Source organism: Dyadobacter psychrotolerans, assembly GCF_004349265.1.
Taxonomy (GTDB): domain Bacteria; phylum Bacteroidota; class Bacteroidia; order Cytophagales; family Spirosomataceae; genus Dyadobacter; species Dyadobacter psychrotolerans.
The window spans coordinates 511972-533380 of sequence record NZ_SMFL01000001.1 but is presented as its reverse complement, the minus strand read 5'-3'; the positions used below and the strand labels follow the sequence as shown (position 1 = coordinate 533380).

General features: G+C 41.5%; 18 protein-coding genes and 1 other RNA gene. 13 read left to right on the top strand and 6 right to left on the bottom strand.

Features of this window, described 5'->3' with window-relative positions:
- Positions 1–84: 84 nt before the first annotated feature.
- The 9 genes from E0F88_RS02305 (at position 85) to trmD (ending at position 10045) form a co-directional block, all read left to right on the top strand.
- The gene (locus tag E0F88_RS02305) at positions 85–2160 is read left to right on the top strand and encodes a VWA domain-containing protein (RefSeq protein ID WP_131956253.1); all 2076 of its coding nucleotides are present in this window, start codon (positions 85–87) and stop codon (positions 2158–2160) included.
- Positions 2147–3127, top strand: a complete 981-nt coding sequence (locus E0F88_RS02300) for a DUF2279 domain-containing protein (protein ID WP_131956251.1) — start codon at positions 2147–2149, stop codon at positions 3125–3127. The genes E0F88_RS02305 and E0F88_RS02300 overlap by 14 nt, the downstream gene beginning before the upstream one ends.
- A 100-nt stretch (positions 3128–3227) precedes the next feature.
- Entirely contained in the window at positions 3228–4208 is a 981-nt protein-coding gene (locus tag E0F88_RS02295; RefSeq protein WP_131956249.1) for a Smr/MutS family protein, read from the top strand.
- Entirely contained in the window at positions 4156–5643 is a 1488-nt protein-coding gene (locus E0F88_RS02290; RefSeq protein ID WP_229213648.1) for a DUF4403 family protein, read from the top strand. The genes E0F88_RS02295 and E0F88_RS02290 overlap by 53 nt, the downstream gene beginning before the upstream one ends.
- 108 nt (positions 5644–5751) lie before the next feature.
- Positions 5752–6164: RNase P RNA component class A (gene rnpB, locus E0F88_RS02285), an RNA gene on the top strand.
- Positions 6165–6217: 53 nt separating this feature from the next.
- Entirely contained in the window at positions 6218–7723 is a 1506-nt protein-coding gene (locus E0F88_RS02280) for an OmpA family protein (protein ID WP_131956248.1), read from the top strand.
- 145 nt (positions 7724–7868) lie between these two features.
- Positions 7869–8549 (top strand): 30S ribosomal protein S16, encoded by a 681-nt coding sequence (locus E0F88_RS02275; RefSeq protein ID WP_131956246.1) that lies wholly within the window; start codon positions 7869–7871, stop codon positions 8547–8549.
- A 265-nt stretch (positions 8550–8814) separates the two neighbouring features.
- A complete protein-coding gene (gene rimM, locus E0F88_RS02270) occupies positions 8815–9381 on the top strand; it encodes a ribosome maturation factor RimM (RefSeq protein WP_131956244.1) in 567 nt (188 codons plus the stop codon).
- Complete coding sequence (gene trmD, locus E0F88_RS02265; RefSeq protein ID WP_131956803.1) at positions 9371–10045, top strand: tRNA (guanosine(37)-N1)-methyltransferase TrmD; 675 nt, start codon at positions 9371–9373, stop codon at positions 10043–10045. The genes rimM and trmD overlap by 11 nt, the downstream gene beginning before the upstream one ends.
- 72 nt (positions 10046–10117) lie before the next feature.
- Here trmD and E0F88_RS02260 read toward each other — a convergent pair whose 3' ends face one another.
- Together E0F88_RS02260 and E0F88_RS02255 are read right to left on the bottom strand one after the other, a co-directional pair.
- Complete coding sequence (locus E0F88_RS02260; RefSeq protein ID WP_131956242.1) at positions 10118–10561, bottom strand: GNAT family N-acetyltransferase; 444 nt, start codon at positions 10559–10561, stop codon at positions 10118–10120.
- A gap of 55 nt (positions 10562–10616) precedes the next feature.
- Positions 10617–11648 (bottom strand): RluA family pseudouridine synthase, encoded by a 1032-nt coding sequence (locus tag E0F88_RS02255; RefSeq protein WP_131956240.1) that lies wholly within the window; start codon positions 11646–11648, stop codon positions 10617–10619.
- A gap of 88 nt (positions 11649–11736) precedes the next feature.
- Between E0F88_RS02255 and E0F88_RS02250 the strand changes: the two genes are divergently transcribed.
- Positions 11737–12645 (top strand): 1-aminocyclopropane-1-carboxylate deaminase/D-cysteine desulfhydrase, encoded by a 909-nt coding sequence (locus tag E0F88_RS02250; protein ID WP_131956238.1) that lies wholly within the window; start codon positions 11737–11739, stop codon positions 12643–12645.
- A 6-nt stretch (positions 12646–12651) separates the two neighbouring features.
- Here the strand turns inward: E0F88_RS02250 and E0F88_RS02245 are convergent, their stop codons facing one another.
- The 3 genes from E0F88_RS02245 to rfaD all read right to left on the bottom strand — a co-directional run bounded on the left by E0F88_RS02245 (position 12652) and on the right by rfaD (position 17744).
- Entirely contained in the window at positions 12652–14916 is a 2265-nt protein-coding gene (locus E0F88_RS02245) for a cation:proton antiporter domain-containing protein (RefSeq protein WP_131956236.1), read from the bottom strand.
- A 106-nt stretch (positions 14917–15022) separates the two neighbouring features.
- Positions 15023–16474, bottom strand: a complete 1452-nt coding sequence (gene sufB / locus E0F88_RS02240; RefSeq protein WP_131956234.1) for a Fe-S cluster assembly protein SufB — start codon at positions 16472–16474, stop codon at positions 15023–15025.
- Between the two features lie 304 nt (positions 16475–16778).
- Positions 16779–17744 carry an ADP-glyceromanno-heptose 6-epimerase gene (gene rfaD / locus E0F88_RS02235; protein WP_131956233.1) on the bottom strand — a complete coding sequence of 322 codons (966 nt, stop codon included), beginning with the start codon at positions 17742–17744 and terminating at the stop codon, positions 16779–16781.
- 181 nt (positions 17745–17925) lie between these two features.
- Between rfaD and E0F88_RS02230 the strand changes: the two genes are divergently transcribed.
- The 3 genes from E0F88_RS02230 (at position 17926) to E0F88_RS02220 (ending at position 20311) form a co-directional block, all read left to right on the top strand.
- The gene (locus E0F88_RS02230; RefSeq protein WP_131956231.1) at positions 17926–18345 is read left to right on the top strand and encodes a 6-pyruvoyl trahydropterin synthase family protein; all 420 of its coding nucleotides are present in this window, start codon (positions 17926–17928) and stop codon (positions 18343–18345) included.
- 52 nt (positions 18346–18397) lie between these two features.
- Positions 18398–19516, top strand: a complete 1119-nt coding sequence (gene lpxB, locus E0F88_RS02225; protein ID WP_131956229.1) for a lipid-A-disaccharide synthase — start codon at positions 18398–18400, stop codon at positions 19514–19516.
- Between the two features lie 159 nt (positions 19517–19675).
- On the top strand, positions 19676–20311 hold the full coding sequence (locus tag E0F88_RS02220) for a response regulator (protein WP_131956227.1): 636 nt from the start codon (positions 19676–19678) through the stop codon (positions 20309–20311).
- Between the two features lie 2 nt (positions 20312–20313).
- On the opposite strand, the gene E0F88_RS02215 is transcribed toward E0F88_RS02220, so the two are convergent.
- The gene (locus tag E0F88_RS02215) at positions 20314–21378 is read right to left on the bottom strand and encodes a response regulator (protein WP_131956225.1); all 1065 of its coding nucleotides are present in this window, start codon (positions 21376–21378) and stop codon (positions 20314–20316) included.
- Positions 21379–21409 lie beyond the last annotated feature (31 nt).

Here is a 21409-nt window from a genome sequence, read left to right as displayed (position 1 = left end):
GCACAATTCACAGTAAATCGTAAACAGTTTTGCTGTATCTTGCTACATTGACTATCGCCTCGCGGCCAACTGTCTGTTCCAAATATGCGTTCTGAACTTCTTTTTCAAACTCCTTACTGGTTTATCATTTTCTGTCTGATTGCAGGAGCCGCCTATGCGTGGCTGCTGTATCAGCCGGTGGCATCGTGGAGCAAAAGGCTTAATTATGCCCTGGCAGGATTAAGGGGTTTTACGGTAGCCTGCATTTGTTTTTTGCTGCTAAGCCCGCTGATCAGGAAAACGGAAACTTCTGTAGATAAAGCCAAAGTGGTTTTCGCTATTGATAACTCAGAATCAGTAAAAGATTATGGACAGGCAATCAGCAAGGAACTTGCAGGAGCCACAGCCGAACTTTCAGCTGCCGGATTTGAAGTAAGTATTCAGACACTGGATAAGGCAGTTAAAACTGAAAACGCCGATTCCATTCGTTTTGATAAGAAAAAGACAGATTTGTCGGGATTGCTGCAAACAATCAAAAGTAATTTTGAAGGAAGAAACCTGACAGACGTTGTGTTGCTTTCCGACGGAATTGTGAATGAAGGTGTATCTCCGGCTTTTGTGCGTTACCCGTTTAAGGTGAATACACTTGCTGTCGGTGACACGGTTCCGGATCTGGATCTCAGCATAAAAAATGTTGTCAGTAACCGGGTTGCCTATCTGGGAAATGAGTTTCCGGTCCGGGCAGAGCTGGTTGCCAACGGGCTTGCCGGAAAAAGGACAACTGTTTCGCTGAAACAAAACGGACGAATTATCGAAACTCAGCAGGTTCTGATTGATCGCGAGTCTTTTTTTAAAGCTTACGATTTCAAAACTTCATCCGGCCAAAAGGGTGTTCAACATTATACCGTTGAGTTGGGTGCGGTTGCCGGTGAAGCTACTGTGCGGAATAACAAAAGGGATGTTTACATTGACATCATCGATGGCCGTCAGAATATTCTGTTGCTGGCTCTCGCCCCTCATCCGGATATTAAGGCATTAAGAAGTCTGATCGAGCGCAACGACAATTATGATCTCGATGTCCAGATTCTTTCGATTTCAGCAAATCCGCCTGCAACAAGTAAACCTTATGACCTGGTAATTCTGCATCAGGTTCCGAATATTCTTGGTTTGGGAAATCCGCTGGTGCGCAAATACCTGGATTCAAAAACACCGATCTGGTATATCCTGGGCAACCAGTCGGCGGTTCCACTGGTAAATACATTAAACCGGTCCCTGACGATCAACACTGCCAACGGTCAGACTGATAAAGTAACGGCCCGTTTTAATTCTTCTTTTCAGATGCTCAATCTGGATGTAGAAGCCCTAAAAATTCTGGAAAGACTTCCGCCGCTTTCCGTTCCATTTGGTGACTACAATATTTCTTCCGGAACAGAGCCAATCTTATTTCAAAAGGTAGGTACGCTTAATACAAACAAGCCTTTGCTGGTTTTAAATACGGCGTTGGATCAAAAAACCGCCGTTCTTGCAGGGGAAGGAATTTGGCAGTGGCGTCAGGAAGAATATGCTTTGACAGGAAAACAGGACGTCGTTGATAACCTTTTTCAAAAGCTGATTCAAATACTTTCAGTCAGGGAAGACAAACGTAAGTTTAGGGTTTATCCGGTTCGTGCTGAGTTTGAAGCAGGAGAGGAAGTGGTTTTTCAAACTGAAATCTACAATGACATTTACGAACAGATTTACGGACAGGAAGTGAAGCTATCCTTAACGGATGAAAAGGGTGCGGTAAAACAATATTCCTATATTCACACCGCTGAAAATCCAAGATTCAACATCAGCGGTCTTACAGAGGGAGTTTACAAGTTCCAGGCAACTGCTGCTTTAAGAAGCGGACAGGAAAAAGTAAGCGGACAATTTGTGATCAGAGATGTTGACCTTGAAATGAACAATACCACCGCTGATTTTGGATTGCTTCGTGAACTGGCAGGCAACACCGGCGGAACGTTTATTGCTCCTTCTTCTCTTTCACAGTTTGTAAAAAATTTAAAACAAAACCGCCCCGCTGACCGTCTGGATAGTACCGAAGAGATGGTCGAACTTATCCATTTGAAATGGTTGTTTTTCCTGCTGGTAATCTTGTTGGGAATCGAGTGGGGATTAAGAAAGTACCATGGGGGATACTAAGGAGAGTAGACATCCGGAAGGTTCTGTATTTCATTTTTTTAGATACAAAAGTCAAAGATCTTTTTTTCTCTCTGTTCTGATTTTATTATCGTTTTTCCTATCCTCAGTTTCTGCGGCAATCGGTCAGGCAGATAGCATCCGCATTGATACTTCTGCTAATAAAAGGCCAAATTATAAATTGCTTCGGGGAATTTTTGCAGGACAGTCTGTTTTGTATTTGGGCAGTATTTATGGTTTAAGTAAATCGTGGTACAAAAACCCGCTTACTAAATTTACAGTTGAGGATGATTCCCATGAATGGCTTCAAATGGACAAAATGGGGCACGTTTACACATCCTACCAAATTGCCCGCCACACTGCCGCGATTTATAAAACTACCGGAATATCAAAAAAACAAATGTTGGTTTATGGGACTATTTCAGGAATTATTTTCCAAACACCCATTGAAATTCTGGATGGTTTTTCACCTGACTATGGTTTTTCTCCCGGAGATATGATTGCTAATGTAACCGGCTCTGTATTGTTCTTTGGACAAATGGCACTTTGGGATGAAATTCGTATTCAGCCTAAATTTTCGTTTCATTACACCTCCCTTGCTGCTGCCCGGCCTGGACTTTTAGGTTCGGGTTATACGGAAAGATGGCTGAAAGATTATAATGGACAAACGTATTGGTTATCCTCCAGTCCGGGTTCTTTTTTTAAGAATAGCAAATGGCCTAAATGGTTGTGTTTGTCAGTCGGTTATGGAGTCAATAACATGGTTTCTGCTGAAAAACACAGAAGTGCGGAAATGGGCTATGTGCCTTACCGTCAGTATTATTTATCACTTGATATTGATCTGACGAAAGTTAAAACAAAAAGTAAATTCATCCGGACCATTAGTTTTATGGCTAATTCTATCAAAATACCGGCACCGGCAATTCAGATCAGTAAAAAAGGAATTGATTTAAAGCCATTATATTTTTAAGAACAGTTAAGTAAAGAATTAACGTAATTTTGAAATTACAGTGTAAGCTTATCACGGTCCGCAGTGCGACTAACCGCTAACTGCTAAAAGCCAGACAAAAATGAATATAGGAGATAAAGTAAGATTGGTTCATGGACGGGAAGAAGGTATCATTTATGCTTTTTTACCAGGTAATGTTGTTGAAGTTGAGATTGAGGACGGGTTCAGAATTCCGGTGCTTCGTAATGAAATCGTTACGATTTCACCGATGGAGGCACAACGGCTTAAACCACAGGATACACAAAAGATTGGCAGCCAAAATGATAGGATTGTTTCCCGTTCACCGGTTTTTGCAGAAAAGGGAATTTACCTGGCATTTGCTGCCGTAAACGACCGGGCCGTAACCGTTCATTTGATCAATAACACCGACTGGATTTTACCCTTTACAGCAGTTGCTGTTGATCAATCGGTCCAAACGGGATTGGCTGCCGGAGCTTTGCAGCCACGCAGTTATTATAAGCTGTCAGAGTTGGTGATGAAAGATTTTGAGCTTTGGCCCACTTTTGAATTTAAAATACTTTATTACAGAGAAGGTAAGTTTGCTTTGCCTCAGTCGCTGGTTAAAAAACTGAAATGCCGGGCACAGTCGTTTTATAAGAGTAAAGGACCGGCACCGGTATTGGGAAGGGAAGCATTTGTCTACCAGCTGGATGAAGAAAATTTGAAGAAAGACGAGCCGGTTACAGATGTCGGGTTTTCTGATGCGCTGAGAACCAGCATGATGGGCGGAGCAGAAACCTTGAAAACACTTCCTGAAAAACCAGGTAATGTGATTGACCTGCATATTGAAAAGATACAAAAAGATTTTTCAGGACTGTCAAATGATGCAATACTAAAAATACAGCTGTCGACATTCGAAAACAGTCTGGAACGAGCCATTGCAAACGGAATGGAAGAAATTACATTTATTCACGGTTCAGGTAGTGGTGTGCTTCGTACGGAACTGCACCGGAGGCTGAGCAAACATCAGCATGTTCAGTTTTATAAAGATGCTCAAAAGGAAAAATTCGGATACGGTGCAACCCTTGTCAAGATTAAATAAATTTATCAGCAAACCGTTACTGGCTGTTATACTGGCATTTGTCTCCTGGGGCAACTGGCAATGCCGCTCTACCAGTACATCGCCCAAGGCGCCTATGGAAGAATATAAATATTCGGACAAAGAGATTCAGAATGAGAAACATCTGTCTGCCGTTAACGTCCCGGTAGAAATTCCAATTTCAGAATTGGAAAACCAGATCAACGCCAAGATCAAAGGGTTGATTTATGAGGACAACAGCTACGAGGATGATGATAATGACAATTTGAAAGCAAAGGTTTGGAAAATCAGCCCGATCAAAGTTGTTGCCATTGACTCTTCGTTTTTGTTTGAAGTTCCGTTAAAGATCTGGGTAAGTGCGGGATATAAGATCAGTCCGCTTGGTATAACCATGTCTGGCTACAGGGATACTGAGTTCTCCATACGTATTCGCCTGATCTCAAAAATAGGCCTTGCCTCCAACTGGCAGGTGAAATCGGAAACTTATGTTGACAGTTACGATTGGATCACCGATCCGAATGTAAAAGTGGCAGGATTCAATATCCCCATTAAAAGCATGGCGAGTCGCCTCTTGAATAAGAATTTTGAAAAAATAACAAAAGCGATTGACGAACAGGTAGCTTCCAATATTGAATTGAAGAAAAGTGTCGAGCTTGCCTGGCAGCTTGCCCATCAGCCGGTGATGCTGGCAAAAGAGTTTGATACCTGGTTGGTAATCAAGCCAACAGCTATTGTTATGACGCCTCTACTGGCAAAGAATAATGTATTACGTTCGGTAATCGGAATTAAAGGTTACACGCAAACCATCACTTCTGCGACCAAGCCCGTAATATCTTCCATGCCAAAACTTCCTGATCTGCAGATCGTCAATAAAGTCCCGGAGGATTTTAAGATCGGGTTGATCAGTCTTGTGTCATATGAAGAGGCAGCAAGGCTGGCAACGGCCAAATTTTCAGGAGAAAAGTTTTCTTTTCTTGGAGGTAAGTATAATGTAGAGGTCACTTCGGTGGAAATGTATGGTCAAAATGAAAAACTGATTATTAAAGCGGGACTCAAAGGAAGCATCAGTGGTAATATATACCTTAAAGGCATTCCTTATTATGACCCGGTTAGCCAGAAGTTGTCTTTAAAGGGGCTGGATTACGATTTAGATACAAAAAATACGATTGTTAAAACAGCGGGCTGGTTATTGCAGGGGCAATTTAGCAGGATGATGGAAAACAGGATGGTATTTCCCGTCGGAGAGCAGATTAATGACGCAAAAAAGACGATCCAAAAGGCATTGTCAAACTTTAAAGTAATTGACGGTGTGCTGGTTAAAGGGACGCTTACCGATATTGTACCGGATAAGGTTTATCTTACACCCAAACACATTTATTCGGTTGTTTTTGCACAAGGCAATGTGAATTTACGTGTTGACGGTTTAAAGAGTTTGTGAGTAAGATTTTATGTTAAAAACGAGTGTTTTGTCATATTTTTTTACTTTTTATGCTATATTGACTACTAATCAAAGGAAAGTATTTCTTAGCTTTGTGGTCAAGCGAAAGGAATAAGCTGTTCTACCGCCGCGGCCTTGTGCCGGGGAGGAAAGTCCGGGCAGCGCAGAGTGCCGTACTTCCTAACGGGAAGGCAGCAGGACAGAGATGACCGGCTGACAGCAAGTGCCACAGAAAATTAAACCGCCTGGCATGTTTTTTATGTGTGAGGTAAGGGTGAAAAGGTGGAGTAAGAGACCACCGCCTGTTTGGGTAACCAACGGGGCACGGTAAACCTTACGGGCTGAAAGATCAAATAGGTGTTAGTTTGCGGGGCTACTCGTCTCCGTTCTGAAAAAGAGCATTAACACGGGTAGATCGTTAGAGGTTTCGGGCGACCGGAATCCTGGATAAATGGTAGAAGTCCTGTATCGATGCAAATCGGTTTGGGAGACAGAATCCGGCTTACAGGCTTATTTTTTTTGTTTGAATTATAAAAATTAAGTGAATAATTGAATCACATAACTGGTGTTTCCCATGAAGAAAAAGAATCTTTACATTGCTTTAGTTTGTTTGTTCCTTTCGAGCCTTGACACCTTTGCTCAAAACCGTACCTACGACGGACCCAATAAAATGAATACCTGGTCCATTACGGGATATGGTGGTATCACCAAATTTTTTGGAGATATCAAAACTTATGATTTCAAGCTTGGCCCGGACGAGAAACTAACCGGTGGCTGGGGTCTTTCCGTTAACAAACAATTGTCGCCGATTTTTGGTATACAGTTGACTGGTTATAACGGACAGCTTCGTGGATCGAAAATGGGATATTTTAGTGAAACAAGCTTAAAAACGTATGATGTAACATTCAATAGCCCTTCATTTATTCAGGCAACTATTGATGGAACAGTTAACATCAACCGTCTTTTATTCGGATACAAAAAATTGCGCAGATGGAAAGTTGATGCGCATTTGGGGGGTGGTATTATTTATTACCATACCGACCTTAATGCAGTTAACACCGCAACCGGAGTTAACTGGCCTGTAAGTACCAACACAGATGGTAGTTCTAAAACTGCCGGAACCTGGGAACGTAACGGATCTACTTATACCCGCGAATGGGTTGTTCCGGCTGGTCTTGCTATCCATTATGAATTGAGTTCCCGTTTTGATATTGGTGCTGACTTTACTTACAGCTATGTAAACACTGAGAAGATGGATGCAACGGTTGGAAGTATCAGTGACTACCAGACACAGGCAAATATCTGGACGTTTGTTAAAGGTGAATCCAAAAATGACGGATGGGGAATGGCATCAATTGCTTTGACTTATAAGTTGGGTAAGAATGCAGTAAGAGCAAAAGATGGTAAATATGACGCAGCTAGCGGTCGTTACCACCTTCGCTGGGCAAATCCACAGTCACTTATCCCGGTTCCTTACAACCCGACAATGGATGACGCAGACTCAATTGCAAAAGCAAACATGCCTAAACCTGTTGATCCACGTCTTTACACAGATACAGATGGTGACGGCGTAGCTGATCTATTTGATAAAGAACCTAATACTCCGCTTGGAAGTGTTGTTTCAGGAGGTGGTGTTGCAATGGATCTTGATAAAATTATCCGTGATGCAATTAAAAACAACCTGCCGAAAGACGAATGTGAAGCATTGTTCAGTAACATAGAATTTGATACTGACAAAGCAATTATCCGCAATCCTTCAAAAGAAACATTGAGCAAAGTTGTTGAATTGCTTAACATGCGTACAAACTGCCGCATCGTATTGGTTGGTCATACAGATGCACGTGCTTCTGACAGCTATAACGTAGCGCTATCCCGCCGCAGGGTTGACGCAGCAAAAAGATTCCTGATTCGTGCAGGTCTTGCTGAACCAAGCCGTATCCTTACCGAATACTATGGTGAATATCGCCCGGTTGCAGAAAACACAACTGTTGAAGGTTTACAGTCTAACCGTCGTGTTGAGATCAAAATTTTACCACAAAATACAATTCGTTCTTCTTACCCGGCTGGTTTCAGAAAATAAGAAAACGGAGTGAAGCATACTAAAAAGGAAATCGGGAAACCGGTTTCCTTTTTTTATTAGCAAAGAATGAAAAATTGCATAATATCCTGTACCTTTGCACCCTGTTTAATTTAGGGACGAGTTCCCGATCATAACAAATTCAATAATGGCAGTAAAAATTAGGTTAGCGCGTCGTGGACGCAAGAAGAAAGCGATTTATGATATCGTAGTCGCAGATGCCAGAGCACCACGTGATGGTCGCTTCATCGAAAAATTGGGAAGTTACAACCCGGGTACAAATCCTGCTTTCATCGTTTTGGAAACAGAAAAAGCTGTTGACTGGTTGCTTAAAGGTGCACAGCCAACAGATACAGCACGTTCAATCCTGCAGCACGAAGGTGTAATGCTTCGTAAGCATTTGCAGATTGGTGTTATTAAAGGCGCTATTACGCAAGAAGTTGCTGATACACGTTTTGAAGAATGGAAGTCATCGAAAACAGATCGTAAAGCGACTGCAGCAGATTCATTATCTCAAAAGAAAGAAACTGAGAGAAATGCGAAACTGGAAGCTGAACGTAAAGTGAACCAGACTCGTGCAGAAGCAATTGCTAAAAAGAACACACCTCCTGCTCCTGAAGTAGTAGAAGAAGAAGTTGCTGAAGTAGAAGAAACTGCTGCTGTGGAAGAAGAAACAATTGCAGAAGCTCCGATCGAAGAAACAGCTCCTGTTGAGGAAGAAACTACTGTTGCTGAGGCAGCGGAAACGCCTGCTGAAGAGGCTGCACCAGTTGCTGTGGCTCCCGAAACAGAGGCCCCTGCAGAAGGCGAAGAAGCTCCAAAAGCATAATAATAGCTTTAACCTGATAAATATGAGTCTGTCGGTTTACCGTGCAGACTCATATTTATTTAAAGTCGTTTTAAGTCTATTTGAATTTAGATTGTAATATTGTTTATCGCTCATTTTTTGAGCGACCGTCGCATGGCGAAATAAGGCAAATTTTGCAGGATAGCCCAAGCTATCACGAAAAATTTAACACAGTTGAAGCCAAAAAATAGCATAAACAAGTTATTAGATAAATTTTAAATAGGCTCTCATATTTAAATTAAAGACAGTGACACAAGATAATTGTTACCTGCTGGGTTATATTGTTCGTACACATGGTACGAGTGGGAATGTAGTGATATTTTTAGATGTAGATTATCCGGATGATTACGAAGATCTGGATTCCGTTTACGTCGAATTGAAAGGAGAACTTGTTCCCTACTTTATTAGTAATTTTAATCTTCAGAAACAAAGTAATGCGATCGTTACTTTTGAAGATGTGGATACCATTGAAAAGGCGCAGGCGCTTGTAGGAAGCTCACTTTTTCTTTCACTTGATGAACTTGATGAACTTGAAGGAGAAGAATTCTACTATCACGAAATCAAGGGTTATACCGTGGTCGATGAAACAAAAGGCGAGTTGGGGATTGTAAGGGAAGTTTATTCTCTGAATGGTCAGGATCTTATCGCCATGGATTATCAGGGACATGAGGTATTGATTCCAACTGCTGAGGATATCGTGTTAAAGGCAGATAAGGAAAATAAAAAACTCATAGTGAATTTGCCCGAGGGATTGCTGGAAGTATATCTTGAGGACCCTGCCGATTCAAAAAATGCTCCTGACGATGCGGATTGATATTATTAGCTGTGTTCCTAATCTGCTGGAAAGCTTTTTTGCTCATTCCATTTTAAAACGTGCACAGCAGGGAGGTTATATCGAAGTCGTTTTGCACGACATTCGTGATTACTCGGTAAATAAACACCGGGCGATAGATGATTACGCCTTTGGTGGGGGAGCAGGAATGGTTCTTCAGATCGAACCTATTGCAAGATGTATTCGTGCGTTGCAGGAAGAACGTATCTATGATGAAGTAATCTACCTCACTCCTGATGGCGAATTGATGCAGCAAAAAATGGTGAATCAATTGTCATTAAAAGGCAATCTGATTATGCTTTGCGGGCACTATAAAGGCGTGGATCAACGCGTTCGTGACCTGTTTGTAACAAAAGAAATAAGTATTGGTGATTACGTGCTTTCCGGTGGTGAGCTGGCAGCCGCTGTACTGGCTGACTCGATTATCCGTCTGCTGCCTGGTGTATTAAATGACGAAACATCTGCGCTGACGGATTCTTTTCAGGATAATCTCCTGGCTCCTCCGGTATATTCCAGGCCAGCTGATTTTGAAGGTCATATTGTTCCGGAAATACTAATGTCAGGACATGAGGCGAAAATTGAAGAATGGCGGTATAGTCAATCGGTGAAAAGGACAAGGGAAAGGCGTCCGGATTTGCTGGCATAAATCACAAAGAAAAAATCACCTGAAAATGGATACGATTAGGTATGGTGTCAGGTGATTTTTTCTTGGCTGGAATCAAAAATCCAGATTACAGTTAATCCACTCGTTATCAAAATTAGTGCCGTACTTTCTGTAAAAACCGACAGCCGAAGTATTCCAATCCAGTACCTGCCACATCATTCCTGTGCAGCCGGTTTTTTTAGCTGCGACAACCGTAGCATCAAAAAGAATCTTTCCGATCCCGTTTCCGCGCATTTCTTCGGTAACAATTATATCCTCCATATATAGCCTCTTTCCCTTCCAGGTAGAATATCTGAAATAATAGAGCGATAGACCAATAATTTTGGAATCGGATTCGGCTACAAAGAAATCGAATAATTTTTCGTTATAATCTCTGGTTAATTTATCAACATTGTTGGTCACCTGATCCAGTGCCCGTTCATAAATAGCCAGCTCTTTTACCAGATCAAAAATGGCAGGGATATCATCAATTGTGCCTTGGCGCGTTGAAACGTTCATGTCGAGTCTATTTATACTTAAAAAACTTCTAAGCTAACAATATACTATATTTTCACTATTGATATTTTACATAGGTATCCCATTTGTCAAGAATTGACTGAAAATTCTCAGGAAGTGCTGTATCAAACTGAATCCATTCTCTGGTTGTGGGGTGGATAAAACCAAGGGATTTTGCATGAAGCGCCTGTCCGGGTAAATAACTAAAACAATTATCGACCATTGTTTTATAACTTCCGGTAGAGCCGCCTCTTAAAATTTTATCTCCACCATAAACATTATCGTTGAAAATGGGGTGGCCGATATGCTGCATGTGAGCCCGGATCTGGTGTGTTCGGCCTGTTTCCAGGTTGCATTTGATTAACGAGACATAACGCATCGGTTTGATCACTTCGTAGTGAGTTACCGCATGTTTACCCTGTGAGCCGTCATCAAAGATATCCATCACACGGCGATCTTTTGCACTTCTTCCTATGTTGCCGATTATAGTGCCTTTTTCTTCTTTTGGTTCACCCCAGATCAATGCATTGTAGGTTCGCTCAATGGTATGATCAGAAAACTGTTTTGCAATAAAGGTCATAGCAAATTCGGTCTTTGCAATAACCAGCAAACCGGATGTGTCTTTATCAATTCTATGCACAAGACCCGGGCGACCTTCTCCGTTTCTGCCGGTCGGTAAATTTTGGAAATGATATACCAGTGCATTGATTAGCGTACCGGTCCAGTTACCAAAAGCAGGATGTACAACCATTCCTGTGGGTTTGTTCACAATCAGCAGTACATCATCTTCATAAATAATATCCAGAGGAATATCTTCGGGAATAATTTCCGTATCACGCGGAGGCTGTGGCAAGGAAAGCGTTACAACGTCAAGCGGCTTTACCTTATAACTTGCTTTGGTAATTTGCCCGTTAACTTTTACAGCTTCTGCATCAATTCCGTTTTGTATTTTTGTGCGTGATGCATTGGCAACATGAAGACTCAGATATTTATCAAGCCGCATCAGGCTCTGGCCCTTATCGGCAACAATACGGTAGTGTTCGAATAAATCGTCTTCTTCGGAGGTAATTTCCAGTTCGTTCAATGACATTTTACTTGGTAGCCAGGTGAGATTTCAGAATTATAACAGTGCGAAAATCTCAAGCATCATTACAAAAAGAACAAAATTACCAAATTAAGTGGATAAACTCATTCCTTCGCTCCCAACTCCGTTACAGGAACTTAAAAATGAAGTAATTAAAAATGCCGGTGTACAGCTATACATCAAAAGAGATGATTTGATACATCCGACCGTTTCGGGAAATAAATGGCGGAAATTGAAATACAATCTGATGGATGCCCGACTCGGAATGCTTAACACTTTACTTACCTTCGGGGGGGCGTATTCCAATCATTTGTACGCAACTGCTGCCGCTGGTAACGCTATCGGACTTCAAACAATCGGAGTAGTGAGAGGGGAGGACTTCAAAGAAAGAATGACACCAACACTGAGGTTTTGTGAGGAACAAAATATGATACTGCATTTTGTTTCCAGGCAGGATTACCGTCTGCGCAATGATCCCGAATATTTGAACCAGCTTAGCAGACAATTCAACTTTCCTTATCTGATTCCGGAAGGAGGAAGCTCTCACCTGGCGCTTAAAGGAATAGCAGAAATGACCGCCGAAGTGGACAAGGAACTTGGCTTTAGGCCTGATTACTATGCTGTTGCTGCCGGCACTGGCGGAACTGCGGCAGGAATTTTATCTTCCGGAAATAATGTACTGGCGTTTTCTGCCTTAAAAGGCGGAGACTTTCTTAAAAATGACATTATGAACCTGATTCATGATAACAATGTCATCGGTAAGCTGGATTTACAAACAGATTACCATTTTAGTGGTTATGGTAAATGGACACCGCAGTTAATTGATTTCATCCTGAGATTTAAGAACGAGTTCGATATACAGCTGGAACAAATTTACACTGCTAAAATGTTTTATGGCTTATTTGATCTGATCAGCAAGAATTACTTTACACCCGGAACCATTATTGTTGCTGTTCACACAGGCGGGCTTCAGGGATTAACCGATGAAGCCCGACAGTTGTAGGAAGAACTACACAAGCTCGCTTTCGCCAACATTTCCTGTTTTTTTATTCACAAATTCTTTAATTAAATCCCGTTCACCCGCAATCCAAAGGACATCTTCTATTTCGATCACCATGTAAGAATCAGGATTAAGGATACGCTCTCCGTTGCGTTCCAAACCGACAATCATGCCGTGCGTTTTTTCCCTGATCTGACTTTCCCTAATACTTTTACCACGAATGTTGTATTCGCTTTTAACCTCAATACGTTCAAGAACAATTGTATCCGGGGTCGCAAGATAAGCTTCACCGTTGGTACTGATCTCGACATGGCCCCGAAAAGCATCCAACTGTGCATCCGTTCCGATTACCTCGATACGGTCGCAGGGATAAAGTACTTCGGTAGGTTTTGGCAGCTGAATCGTTTTACTTCCGCGTTCGATAAGCACTACATTAATTCCAAAATTTTCCCTGATTTTTAACTCCTGCAAGGTTTTACCAATCAGATTGGAATCTGCACTTACTTCTAAAAAGGCAAAATGTGCATCCCAGGGTAACAATATTTTTTTAGATTTTCCACTTCCTTCGAGTTGGCGTGCGTTTAGGTTTTGCAGGAAACGGTCTTCAATTTTATGATAAAAATGCTGAAGTCGTTGGTAGAAAATAGCAAATGCCAGAATCATTATCCCGCCAGCAATGCTGAGCGCAGCCGGGGTTGTGTAAAATTGACTTAATAAAAACACCATCAGCAAAATAGCAATAACAACCCGCGATAATTCCAGTAAAAGCAGCGGGCCTCTGCTGTATTTTCGACTAAGCCAAATGGCGGAGTAAGCTTTTTTATTTGACCGTTTGAAAATAAGAGCCCAGAGAAATGGCGCGATCAGTAAAAATGTGATGCCGAAAATTACTGAATTGGTTACATACGTTTCCGGAATCCTGGTATGAAGCAAATCTGCAAGCTGTCTTGATGAGATAAGAATAATTCCGACGACTACTACGGAATTAAGAACCACTGTCTGAGCATAGGATTTCAGGATTTCATTCCATTGTGTGGTCTGCACGATGGTTTCTGTGCTGGTACTGTAACGGTTCAGGTAAGCTTTCCACTTTTCAGGCAGATGTTTGTTCAGCCATTCATAAAGCGGTTCTGAAAGTTTCATCATATACGGCGTAGTGAATGTGGTAATCACGGAAACTCCCACGGCGATGGGGTATAGGAAATTGCTTGTTACATGCAGGGAAAGGCCCAGGTTGGCAATAATAAAAGAGAATTCACCGATTTGCGACATACTCATTCCCGACTGCAGAGAATTTTTGAGAGGCTGACCGGATATTACAGCACCCATTGTTACAAAAGTCGTTTTTCCGATTATTACAACGAGCACCAATATGGCGGTGGGAACTGCATATTCGATCAACAGACTTGGATTGATAAGCATACCAACCGAAATAAAGAAAACGGCACCAAAAAGGTCCTTCACGGGTTTTAGTAAATGCTCAATTTTTTCGGCATGTGTCGTTTCAGCAAGGATAGAACCCATGATAAAAGCTCCCAAAGCAGCAGAAAAGCCAGCTTTTGTAACCAGGAAAACCATTCCAAAACAGAGTGCTACCGAAGTGATCAATACACTTTCATCATTCATTAATTTTCTGTATCGTCTCAGTAGCGTTGGGAAAATGAAAATGCCGCCCAAAAACCAGATGATTAGAAAGAAAAATAGTTTTAGAATTGACTCTAGTAATTCTGCTCCAGCAAACTGCTGACTGATTGAAAGGGTTGAAAGCAAAACCATTAGTAAAACGGCTGTCAGATCTTCTATAACAAGTATCCCAAGTACGACGCGGGTAAACTGCTGGGTTTTGAGACCAAGTTCGTCAAAAGCACGAAAAATGATGGTCGTAGAGGAGATGGCGATGATGCCGCCCAGAAATAAACTGTCAATTTTACTCCATCCTAACAATTGTCCCGTTGCAAAGCCGGTAACAAGCATCAGGCCTACTTCAAAAAGCCCGGTAATCGCTGCCGTGTTTCCAACCTTAACAAGTTTTTTAAAACTGAATTCAAGTCCAAGATTAAACAGCAAAAAGATCACACCAATCTCCGCCCAGATTTCGATCGTCTTGATATCGGTGATGGTCGGGAATAAAGCAAAGTTTGGTCCAACAAGTAAGCCGGCAAGGATATAACCCAATACAATGGGCTGTTTTAATTTTTTAAAGATGAGCGTGATAATACCCGCCATGGTGAGTATTAGCGAAAGGTCAACGATGAGTTGTGGAACGTGGGTCATGAAGGTGTGTCGGTTGGTTCTACTGCGGAAACCAATAAAATACAAAAAGCCTTTGATAAATCAAAGGCTTTTGCAGTATAAACTTGGAAAAGTGACAGTTGTATGATTAACCTACACTTCCTTCGAGACTGATTTCCAGTAGTTTTTGCGCTTCCACAGCAAATTCCATCGGAAGCTGATTTAATACTTCTTTTGCATAACCATTTACGATCAGTGCAACAGCCTGCTCGGTAGGAATTCCCCGCTGATTGCAGTAAAACAATATATCTTCTCCGATTTTTGAAGTTGTAGCTTCATGTTCCACCATGGCAGAGGGGTTGCTAACTTCGATATACGGGAAAGTATGTGCTCCGCATTTATCACCCAGCAGAAGCGAATCGCACTGCGAGAAATTACGGGCTTTTTCAGCCTTCTTGAATACCTGAACCAATCCGCGGTAAGAGTTCTGGCTTTTTCCTGCGGAGATACCTTTGGAAACAATCCGGCTTTTGGTGTTTTTACCAATGTGAACCATTTTCGTCCCTGTATCTGCCTGCTGCATGTTGTTGGTAACCGCAACGGAATAGAACTCTCCGATTGAATTGTCACCCTTTAAAATAACAGATGGATATTTCCAAGTGATTGCAGAGCCTGTTTCTACCTGAGTCCAGGAAATTTTCGAACCTGCTCCGTCGCAAAGACCTCTTTTTGTAACGAAATTGTAAATTCCCCCTTTACCGTCTTTATCACCAGGATACCAGTTTTGTACGGTCGAATATTTAACGTTAGCGTTTTCATGGGCGAAAATTTCAACAACAGCTGCATGAAGTTGATTTTCATCACGCATCGGTGCGGTACATCCTTCCAGGTAACTTACGTGACTGTCTGCGTCGCCCACAATTAGTGTACGCTCAAACTGCCCTGTCCCCGCTGCATTGATACGGAAGTAAGTTGAAAGTTCCATTGGGCAGCGAACGCCTTTCGGAATGTAAACAAACGACCCATCAGAGAAAACAGCTGAATTTAAAGCCGCATAATAGTTATCTTTTGGCGGCACAACCGAACCAAGATATTTTTTTACCAGATCCGGATGCTCACGGATTGCTTCACTGATTGCACAGAAAATGATTCCTTTTTCTCTTAAAGATTCTTTAAAAGTAGTAAAAACCGATTCTGAGTCCATTACTGCATCCACGGCAACGGCAACTCCGGAAAGTCTTTTTTGTTCATTTAAAGAAATTCCAAGACGCTCAAATGTATCACGCAATTCAGGATCTATATCGTCCAGACTATCAACCTGCTTTTTCTTCTTGGGAGCCGAGTAATATTTTATAGCCTGAAAATCGATCTTTGGATAAAATACATTTGGCCATTTTGGTTCAGACATTGTCAACCATAAACGGAAAGCTTTCAAACGCCACTCCAGCATCCATTCGGGTTCGTTTTTCTTTGCAGAAATAAAACGCACCGTACTCTCATCGAGACCCATAGGGGCTTCATCTGCCTCAATATCAGTTACAAAGCCGTATTTGTATTCCGAATTGGTGATCTCTTCCAACAATTCATCTTCTTTGTTCATAGTCTTATTATTATTCTGCTGTATTCCGGTTATATCAGTAACACATAGAAACCGGATTGAGTTTATTGAGAGGGCCAAAAATACACAAAAAAGCCCACAATTTTATGACTAAGGTCATAAGTTTGGGGACTTTAAAGATGTTAAAATGATTATAAATTAGCGGCTGACCGACCGGTTAATCTATCAATATTCAATTATCAACGCCCAATTTGCAATACTCTGCTTTAAATAACCGGGTTTCTGTTAAATCCTGAAATTCAGCTTTGTTGTTATAATATGTAAGCAAACTATTGAGCTTTTATTATCACAAATAGGATCCCGAAGCAAGATAATTTTTAACATAATCTGCCACTCCTTCTTCCAGGGTATGAAAAGGCTTGTCGTAACCAATGGAGCGAAGCTTGTTCATATTCGCTTCGGTAAAATACTGATACTTATCCCGAATGTCGACCGGTGTGTCGATGTAAGAGATGTCAGGCGTTTTAGCCATAGCCAGGAAGGTGTTTGTTACCAGATCTTTGAAAGTTCTGGCTTCGCCGCTGCCCAGATTATAAATTCCGGAATTTTTGCGGTGATGCATCAGGAATATACATACATCGATCAGGTCTTTGACATAAATAAAATCCCGCATCTGTTCACCGTCCTGGAAATCAGGATTGTGTGAGCGGAACAATTTCATTTTTCCCGTGGCCTTAATCTGATTGAAAGCGTGCATAATTACCGAAGCCATTCTCGCCTTGTGATATTCGTTCGGTCCGTAAACGTTAAAGAATTTCAGGCCCGCCCAGAAAAATGGTTTTTTCTCCTGCTGCAAGGCCCAGATGTCAAATTCGTTTTTGGAATCACCGTAAGGATTTAGCGGTTTTAGCTGCGAAAGCGTGGTTTCATCGTCGTCATAACCATGTTCGCCCAATCCGTATGTAGCGGCTGAAGATGCATACACCAATGGAATCTGATAAGCAACACATTTCAGCCAAATGTCTTTGGAATAATTGACATTCAGTTTATCAAAAATTTCTTTGTCAAATTCTGTTGTATCTGTTCTGGCGCCAATGTGAAAGATAAATTCAACATCGCGTTGGTTTTTATCAAGCCAGGGAAAAAGCTCGTCGCGCTCCACCTTTTCCTGAATAATTTTTCCTTCCAGATTTTCCGTCTTTTCAATTTTGGAAAAATCATCAACGGCAATTATGCTTTTGAAGCCATCCTGGTTGAGCCGGCTGATAAGACCGCTGCCAATGAATCCGGCTGCACCTGTTACGATAATCATGGGTGATTATTTTGGTTTAATCTGTAATAATGAATGCAAAATTAATGTTTTGAACGAATAAGCGCTACCCTAATTTTTTGCTGCAAATAGGATTTTTTTTAGTTATCCTCCTGTTATTCTGTAAAACTACGGATACAACGTGTAATTTTGTATTCTATTTATTTAGTGAGAGGAGAGTTTTATGATTTACGTAACAAGAAAAGAGCATTTTAACGCAGCCCACCGGCTATTTAATCCGGCCTGGTCTGATGAAAAAAATCAGGAGGTTTTTGGCCCCTGCGCCAATAATAACTGGCATGGACATAATTTTGAATTAATCGTTACGGTAAAAGGTACTCCCGATCCTGATACGGGTTTTGTAATTGATTTGAAAGTGTTGGGTGATATAGTTAAAGAAAAGGTTGTGGACAAAGTCGATCACAAAAACCTGAATCTTGATGTTGACTTTATGGCTGGTAAAATGGCTTCCTGCGAAATTTTTGTACTGGAAATCTGGAAGATTCTTGCCCCGGCCATTTCAGAAGTGGCAGCAAATGCTAACCTGCATTATATCAAACTGATAGAAACACCGAAGAACTTTGTAGAGTACTACGGAGAATGAATTTCACTGAGCATGAGGCTAATAGCTACATGCCGACAGCTAATTGCGAGAAATGAAGTACTACCTTGTTGCCGGCGAGCGTTCCGGAGATCTGCACGGAGCTAATTTGCTTAATGGAATTAAGGAAAATGATCCGGACGCCCAGTTTAGGGGATGGGGAGGTGACATGATGCAGGCCGGGGGGATGGAGCTGGTTACGCATTATAAGGACACGGCCTTTATGGGCTTTCTTGAAGTTGCCCTGAACCTTCATAAGATCTCAGGATTTCTAAAAAAATGTAAAGCCGATATTCTTTCCTACCAGCCCGATGTAATAATCCTGATCGATTACCCTGGTTTTAACCTTCGCATTGCATCGTTTGCCAAGCAGCAGGGATTAAAGGTGTTCTACTACATTTCTCCCAAAGTATGGGCATGGAACCAGAAACGCGCCTGGAAGATCAAGCAGAATGTGGATCGGATGTTTGTGATTTTTTCTTTTGAAATTGATTTTTATAAAAAATTCGATTACAAAGTGGATTATGTAGGCAATCCTCTGATGGATGCGATTGAGGCTTTTAAACCTGACCCGGATTTTAAACAAAAAAACAAACTGGATGAAAATAAGCCGGTCATTGCGTTGCTGCCCGGCAGCCGGCGGCAGGAAATTATGGGTATGCTCGATCTGATGCTGACAGTTCAGCCACATTTTCCAAATCATCAGTTTGTTATTGCCGGTGTAAGTAACCTTCCGTCTGCTTTGTATGAAAAATACATTTCGGGTGGGAAAGCGCACATCGTTTATGAGTCTACGTATGATTTGCTTTCCATTTCAGAAGCTGCGCTGGTAACTTCCGGAACTGCCACACTTGAAACGGCTTTATTAAATATTCCTGAAGTGGTTTGTTACAAAACCAGCGGGTTTTCTTACGCCGTAGCCAAAAGACTCATTCGTGTCCCGTTTATATCGCTCGTTAATCTCATTATGGACAAAGAGGTTGTCAGGGAGTTGATACAGAATGATTTGAATACCGAAAATCTAGTAAAGGAATTAGCTTTTATACTGTCCGGCGGGTCGAAAAGATCAGTACAGATAAGCCACTATAAAAAATTGCAGGAGGTGGTTGGAGGGGCAGGGGCATCGGAACGAGCCGGCCGCCTGATGGTGAAATATCTCGAAGCGGAAGCGTAGAATAAGATTTATTTAATAGAAATGATTCTACAAGTTGATGATTTAAAGAAATGTTTATATATTTTTAACATCGCGAATATATATACGTAAGCTTTTGCATTCAAAACTGCGAAACTGAGTCTTACAGTATTTCTCAAGTACCGTTCTGAAAACTCTATTATGCTAAGGATATTACTGGTCGGTCAAAATCCTGCATTCATTGAAGGTTTAAGCCTGATTCTAAACGAAAGTGATTTAAGCAGCTGCAAATTAGAAATTGCTGTTCAGGTTGAGGGAGCCATGACAAAGGTTGTGGAACAGGAATTCGACCTGCTTGTCCTGGATCTTGAGATGAAAAATACCAATACCTTAGGTTTTATCGTAAAGATCAAAGATGCAAGACCAGCTCTTCCAATTCTGACATATTCGAAGGAACTGGAATACATCTTTATCAAACGGTATCTTACCAGCGGTGCCCGGGGATACTGTTTTCTTCAAAAAAATAATTATCAGGAAATCATAGAAGCTATATATAAAGTAGCTTCCGGTAAAATTTATATCAGTCCTGCGATGGTGGAACTGATTGTAAGTGAGGCATTATCACCAAAAAAAGCAGACAGGCTCAATTCTCTTGATGAACGGGAATTCGAAATTCTGACACATCTTGTTCGTGGTGAGACGCTGGCAGGTATAGCCCGGATTTTTGCTGTACATACCACTACCATCGATTTGTATAAATCCAGAATACTCGACAAACTTCGGATCAGAAATATCAGTGATCTGAAAAGCATAACACAAATGCAATCGGTTCTTTAAGGTCAATTTCTCATCCTTACCAGCTTTTCGTAGTCAAGCACCGTTATCAGGCTTCCTTTCATATCGACTAAACGTTCGTCTTTAAAATCCGATAGAGTACGGATGACAGTTTCCGTTGCCGTTCCGACCATTGAAGCAATATCTTCTCTGGTGATGGACATTGAAAAAGGTTTGGATTTATCTTCCTGATAACGCTGTACGAGCATCACCAAAGCCTGCGCTACTCTTTTTCTAACTGAATTATATGCGAGCTGAAGGAGACGTTCTTCCCGGTCCTTAATTTCATTGGAAAGCATTTTGATAAACTTGGACGCAACTTCCCGGTTTCCCTGCAGCAGATTAAAAAAATCGTCCTTCGGAATCATCGCAACCTCGGCTTTTTCAAGACAAATCGCTGTTTCCTGATAAACCTCGCCCTGAAGCAAATCGAGATAACCAAAAAAGTCGCCTTCCTTGTATAAATCCGTGATGTATTCTTTTCCGTTATCGTTTGATTTGTAGGCTTTTACTTTTCCTTTTTGCAGAAAAAAAACATTTGATGGATAACTGCCTTCCGTATAAATGGTTTCTTTTTTTTTCAAAACCTTTATTTTCTTATCCTCGGCGAGTTTGGCAATCAGATCAAAGGATTTTGCCTCCTGAATAAACTGATCCAATCCCTCAGCCGAACGATCAAAGTGGCGTTTGATACGCTCACTTTTTTTAAGACGGATTTCGACCGCATTGAGCAGTTCCACATCGTCGTAGGGTTTAGTAAGGTAATCGTCGGCGCCCATGGTCATTCCTTTTCGATAATCATCTTTTTCCGCCTTGGCTGTTAAAAAGACAAAAGGAATGCTGGAAGTTTTATCGTCCTTTCCAAGCATGTGCAACACACCATATCCGTCGAGTTCAGGCATCATGATATCACAAATGATCAGATCCGGATTTGTTTGTGTTGCCATTTGCACACCTTCCTTGCCGTTCTGAGCGGTAACTACCTGGTAATTGGCAAGCTCCAAAATCTCGGCGGTGTTTTCCCGCATCTCGGGATTATCTTCTATCAATAGTATTTTCCTGGCTTCCAAGGTGTTGTCTGTTAGCTTATTAATAATTGGC

Coding starts and splice junctions, on each gene's coding strand:
- E0F88_RS02280 (WP_131956248.1), top strand. CDS start 6,218: ATGAAGAAAAAGAATCTTTACATTGCTTTAGTTTGTTTGTTCCTTTCG.
- trmD (WP_131956803.1), top strand. CDS start 9,371: ATGCGGATTGATATTATTAGCTGTGTTCCTAATCTGCTGGAAAGCTTT.
- E0F88_RS02260 (WP_131956242.1), bottom strand. CDS start 10,561: ATGAACGTTTCAACGCGCCAAGGCACAATTGATGATATCCCTGCCATT.
- E0F88_RS02230 (WP_131956231.1), top strand. CDS start 17,926: ATGATTTACGTAACAAGAAAAGAGCATTTTAACGCAGCCCACCGGCTA.
- E0F88_RS02290 (WP_229213648.1), top strand. CDS start 4,156: ATGCTCAAAAGGAAAAATTCGGATACGGTGCAACCCTTGTCAAGATTA.
- E0F88_RS02300 (WP_131956251.1), top strand. CDS start 2,147: ATGGGGGATACTAAGGAGAGTAGACATCCGGAAGGTTCTGTATTTCAT.
- E0F88_RS02305 (WP_131956253.1), top strand. CDS start 85: ATGCGTTCTGAACTTCTTTTTCAAACTCCTTACTGGTTTATCATTTTC.
- E0F88_RS02220 (WP_131956227.1), top strand. CDS start 19,676: ATGCTAAGGATATTACTGGTCGGTCAAAATCCTGCATTCATTGAAGGT.
- E0F88_RS02255 (WP_131956240.1), bottom strand. CDS start 11,648: ATGTCATTGAACGAACTGGAAATTACCTCCGAAGAAGACGATTTATTC.
- E0F88_RS02245 (WP_131956236.1), bottom strand. CDS start 14,916: ATGACCCACGTTCCACAACTCATCGTTGACCTTTCGCTAATACTCACC.
- E0F88_RS02275 (WP_131956246.1), top strand. CDS start 7,869: ATGGCAGTAAAAATTAGGTTAGCGCGTCGTGGACGCAAGAAGAAAGCG.
- sufB (WP_131956234.1), bottom strand. CDS start 16,474: ATGAACAAAGAAGATGAATTGTTGGAAGAGATCACCAATTCGGAATAC.
- lpxB (WP_131956229.1), top strand. CDS start 18,398: ATGAAGTACTACCTTGTTGCCGGCGAGCGTTCCGGAGATCTGCACGGA.
- E0F88_RS02295 (WP_131956249.1), top strand. CDS start 3,228: ATGAATATAGGAGATAAAGTAAGATTGGTTCATGGACGGGAAGAAGGT.
- rfaD (WP_131956233.1), bottom strand. CDS start 17,744: ATGATTATCGTAACAGGTGCAGCCGGATTCATTGGCAGCGGTCTTATC.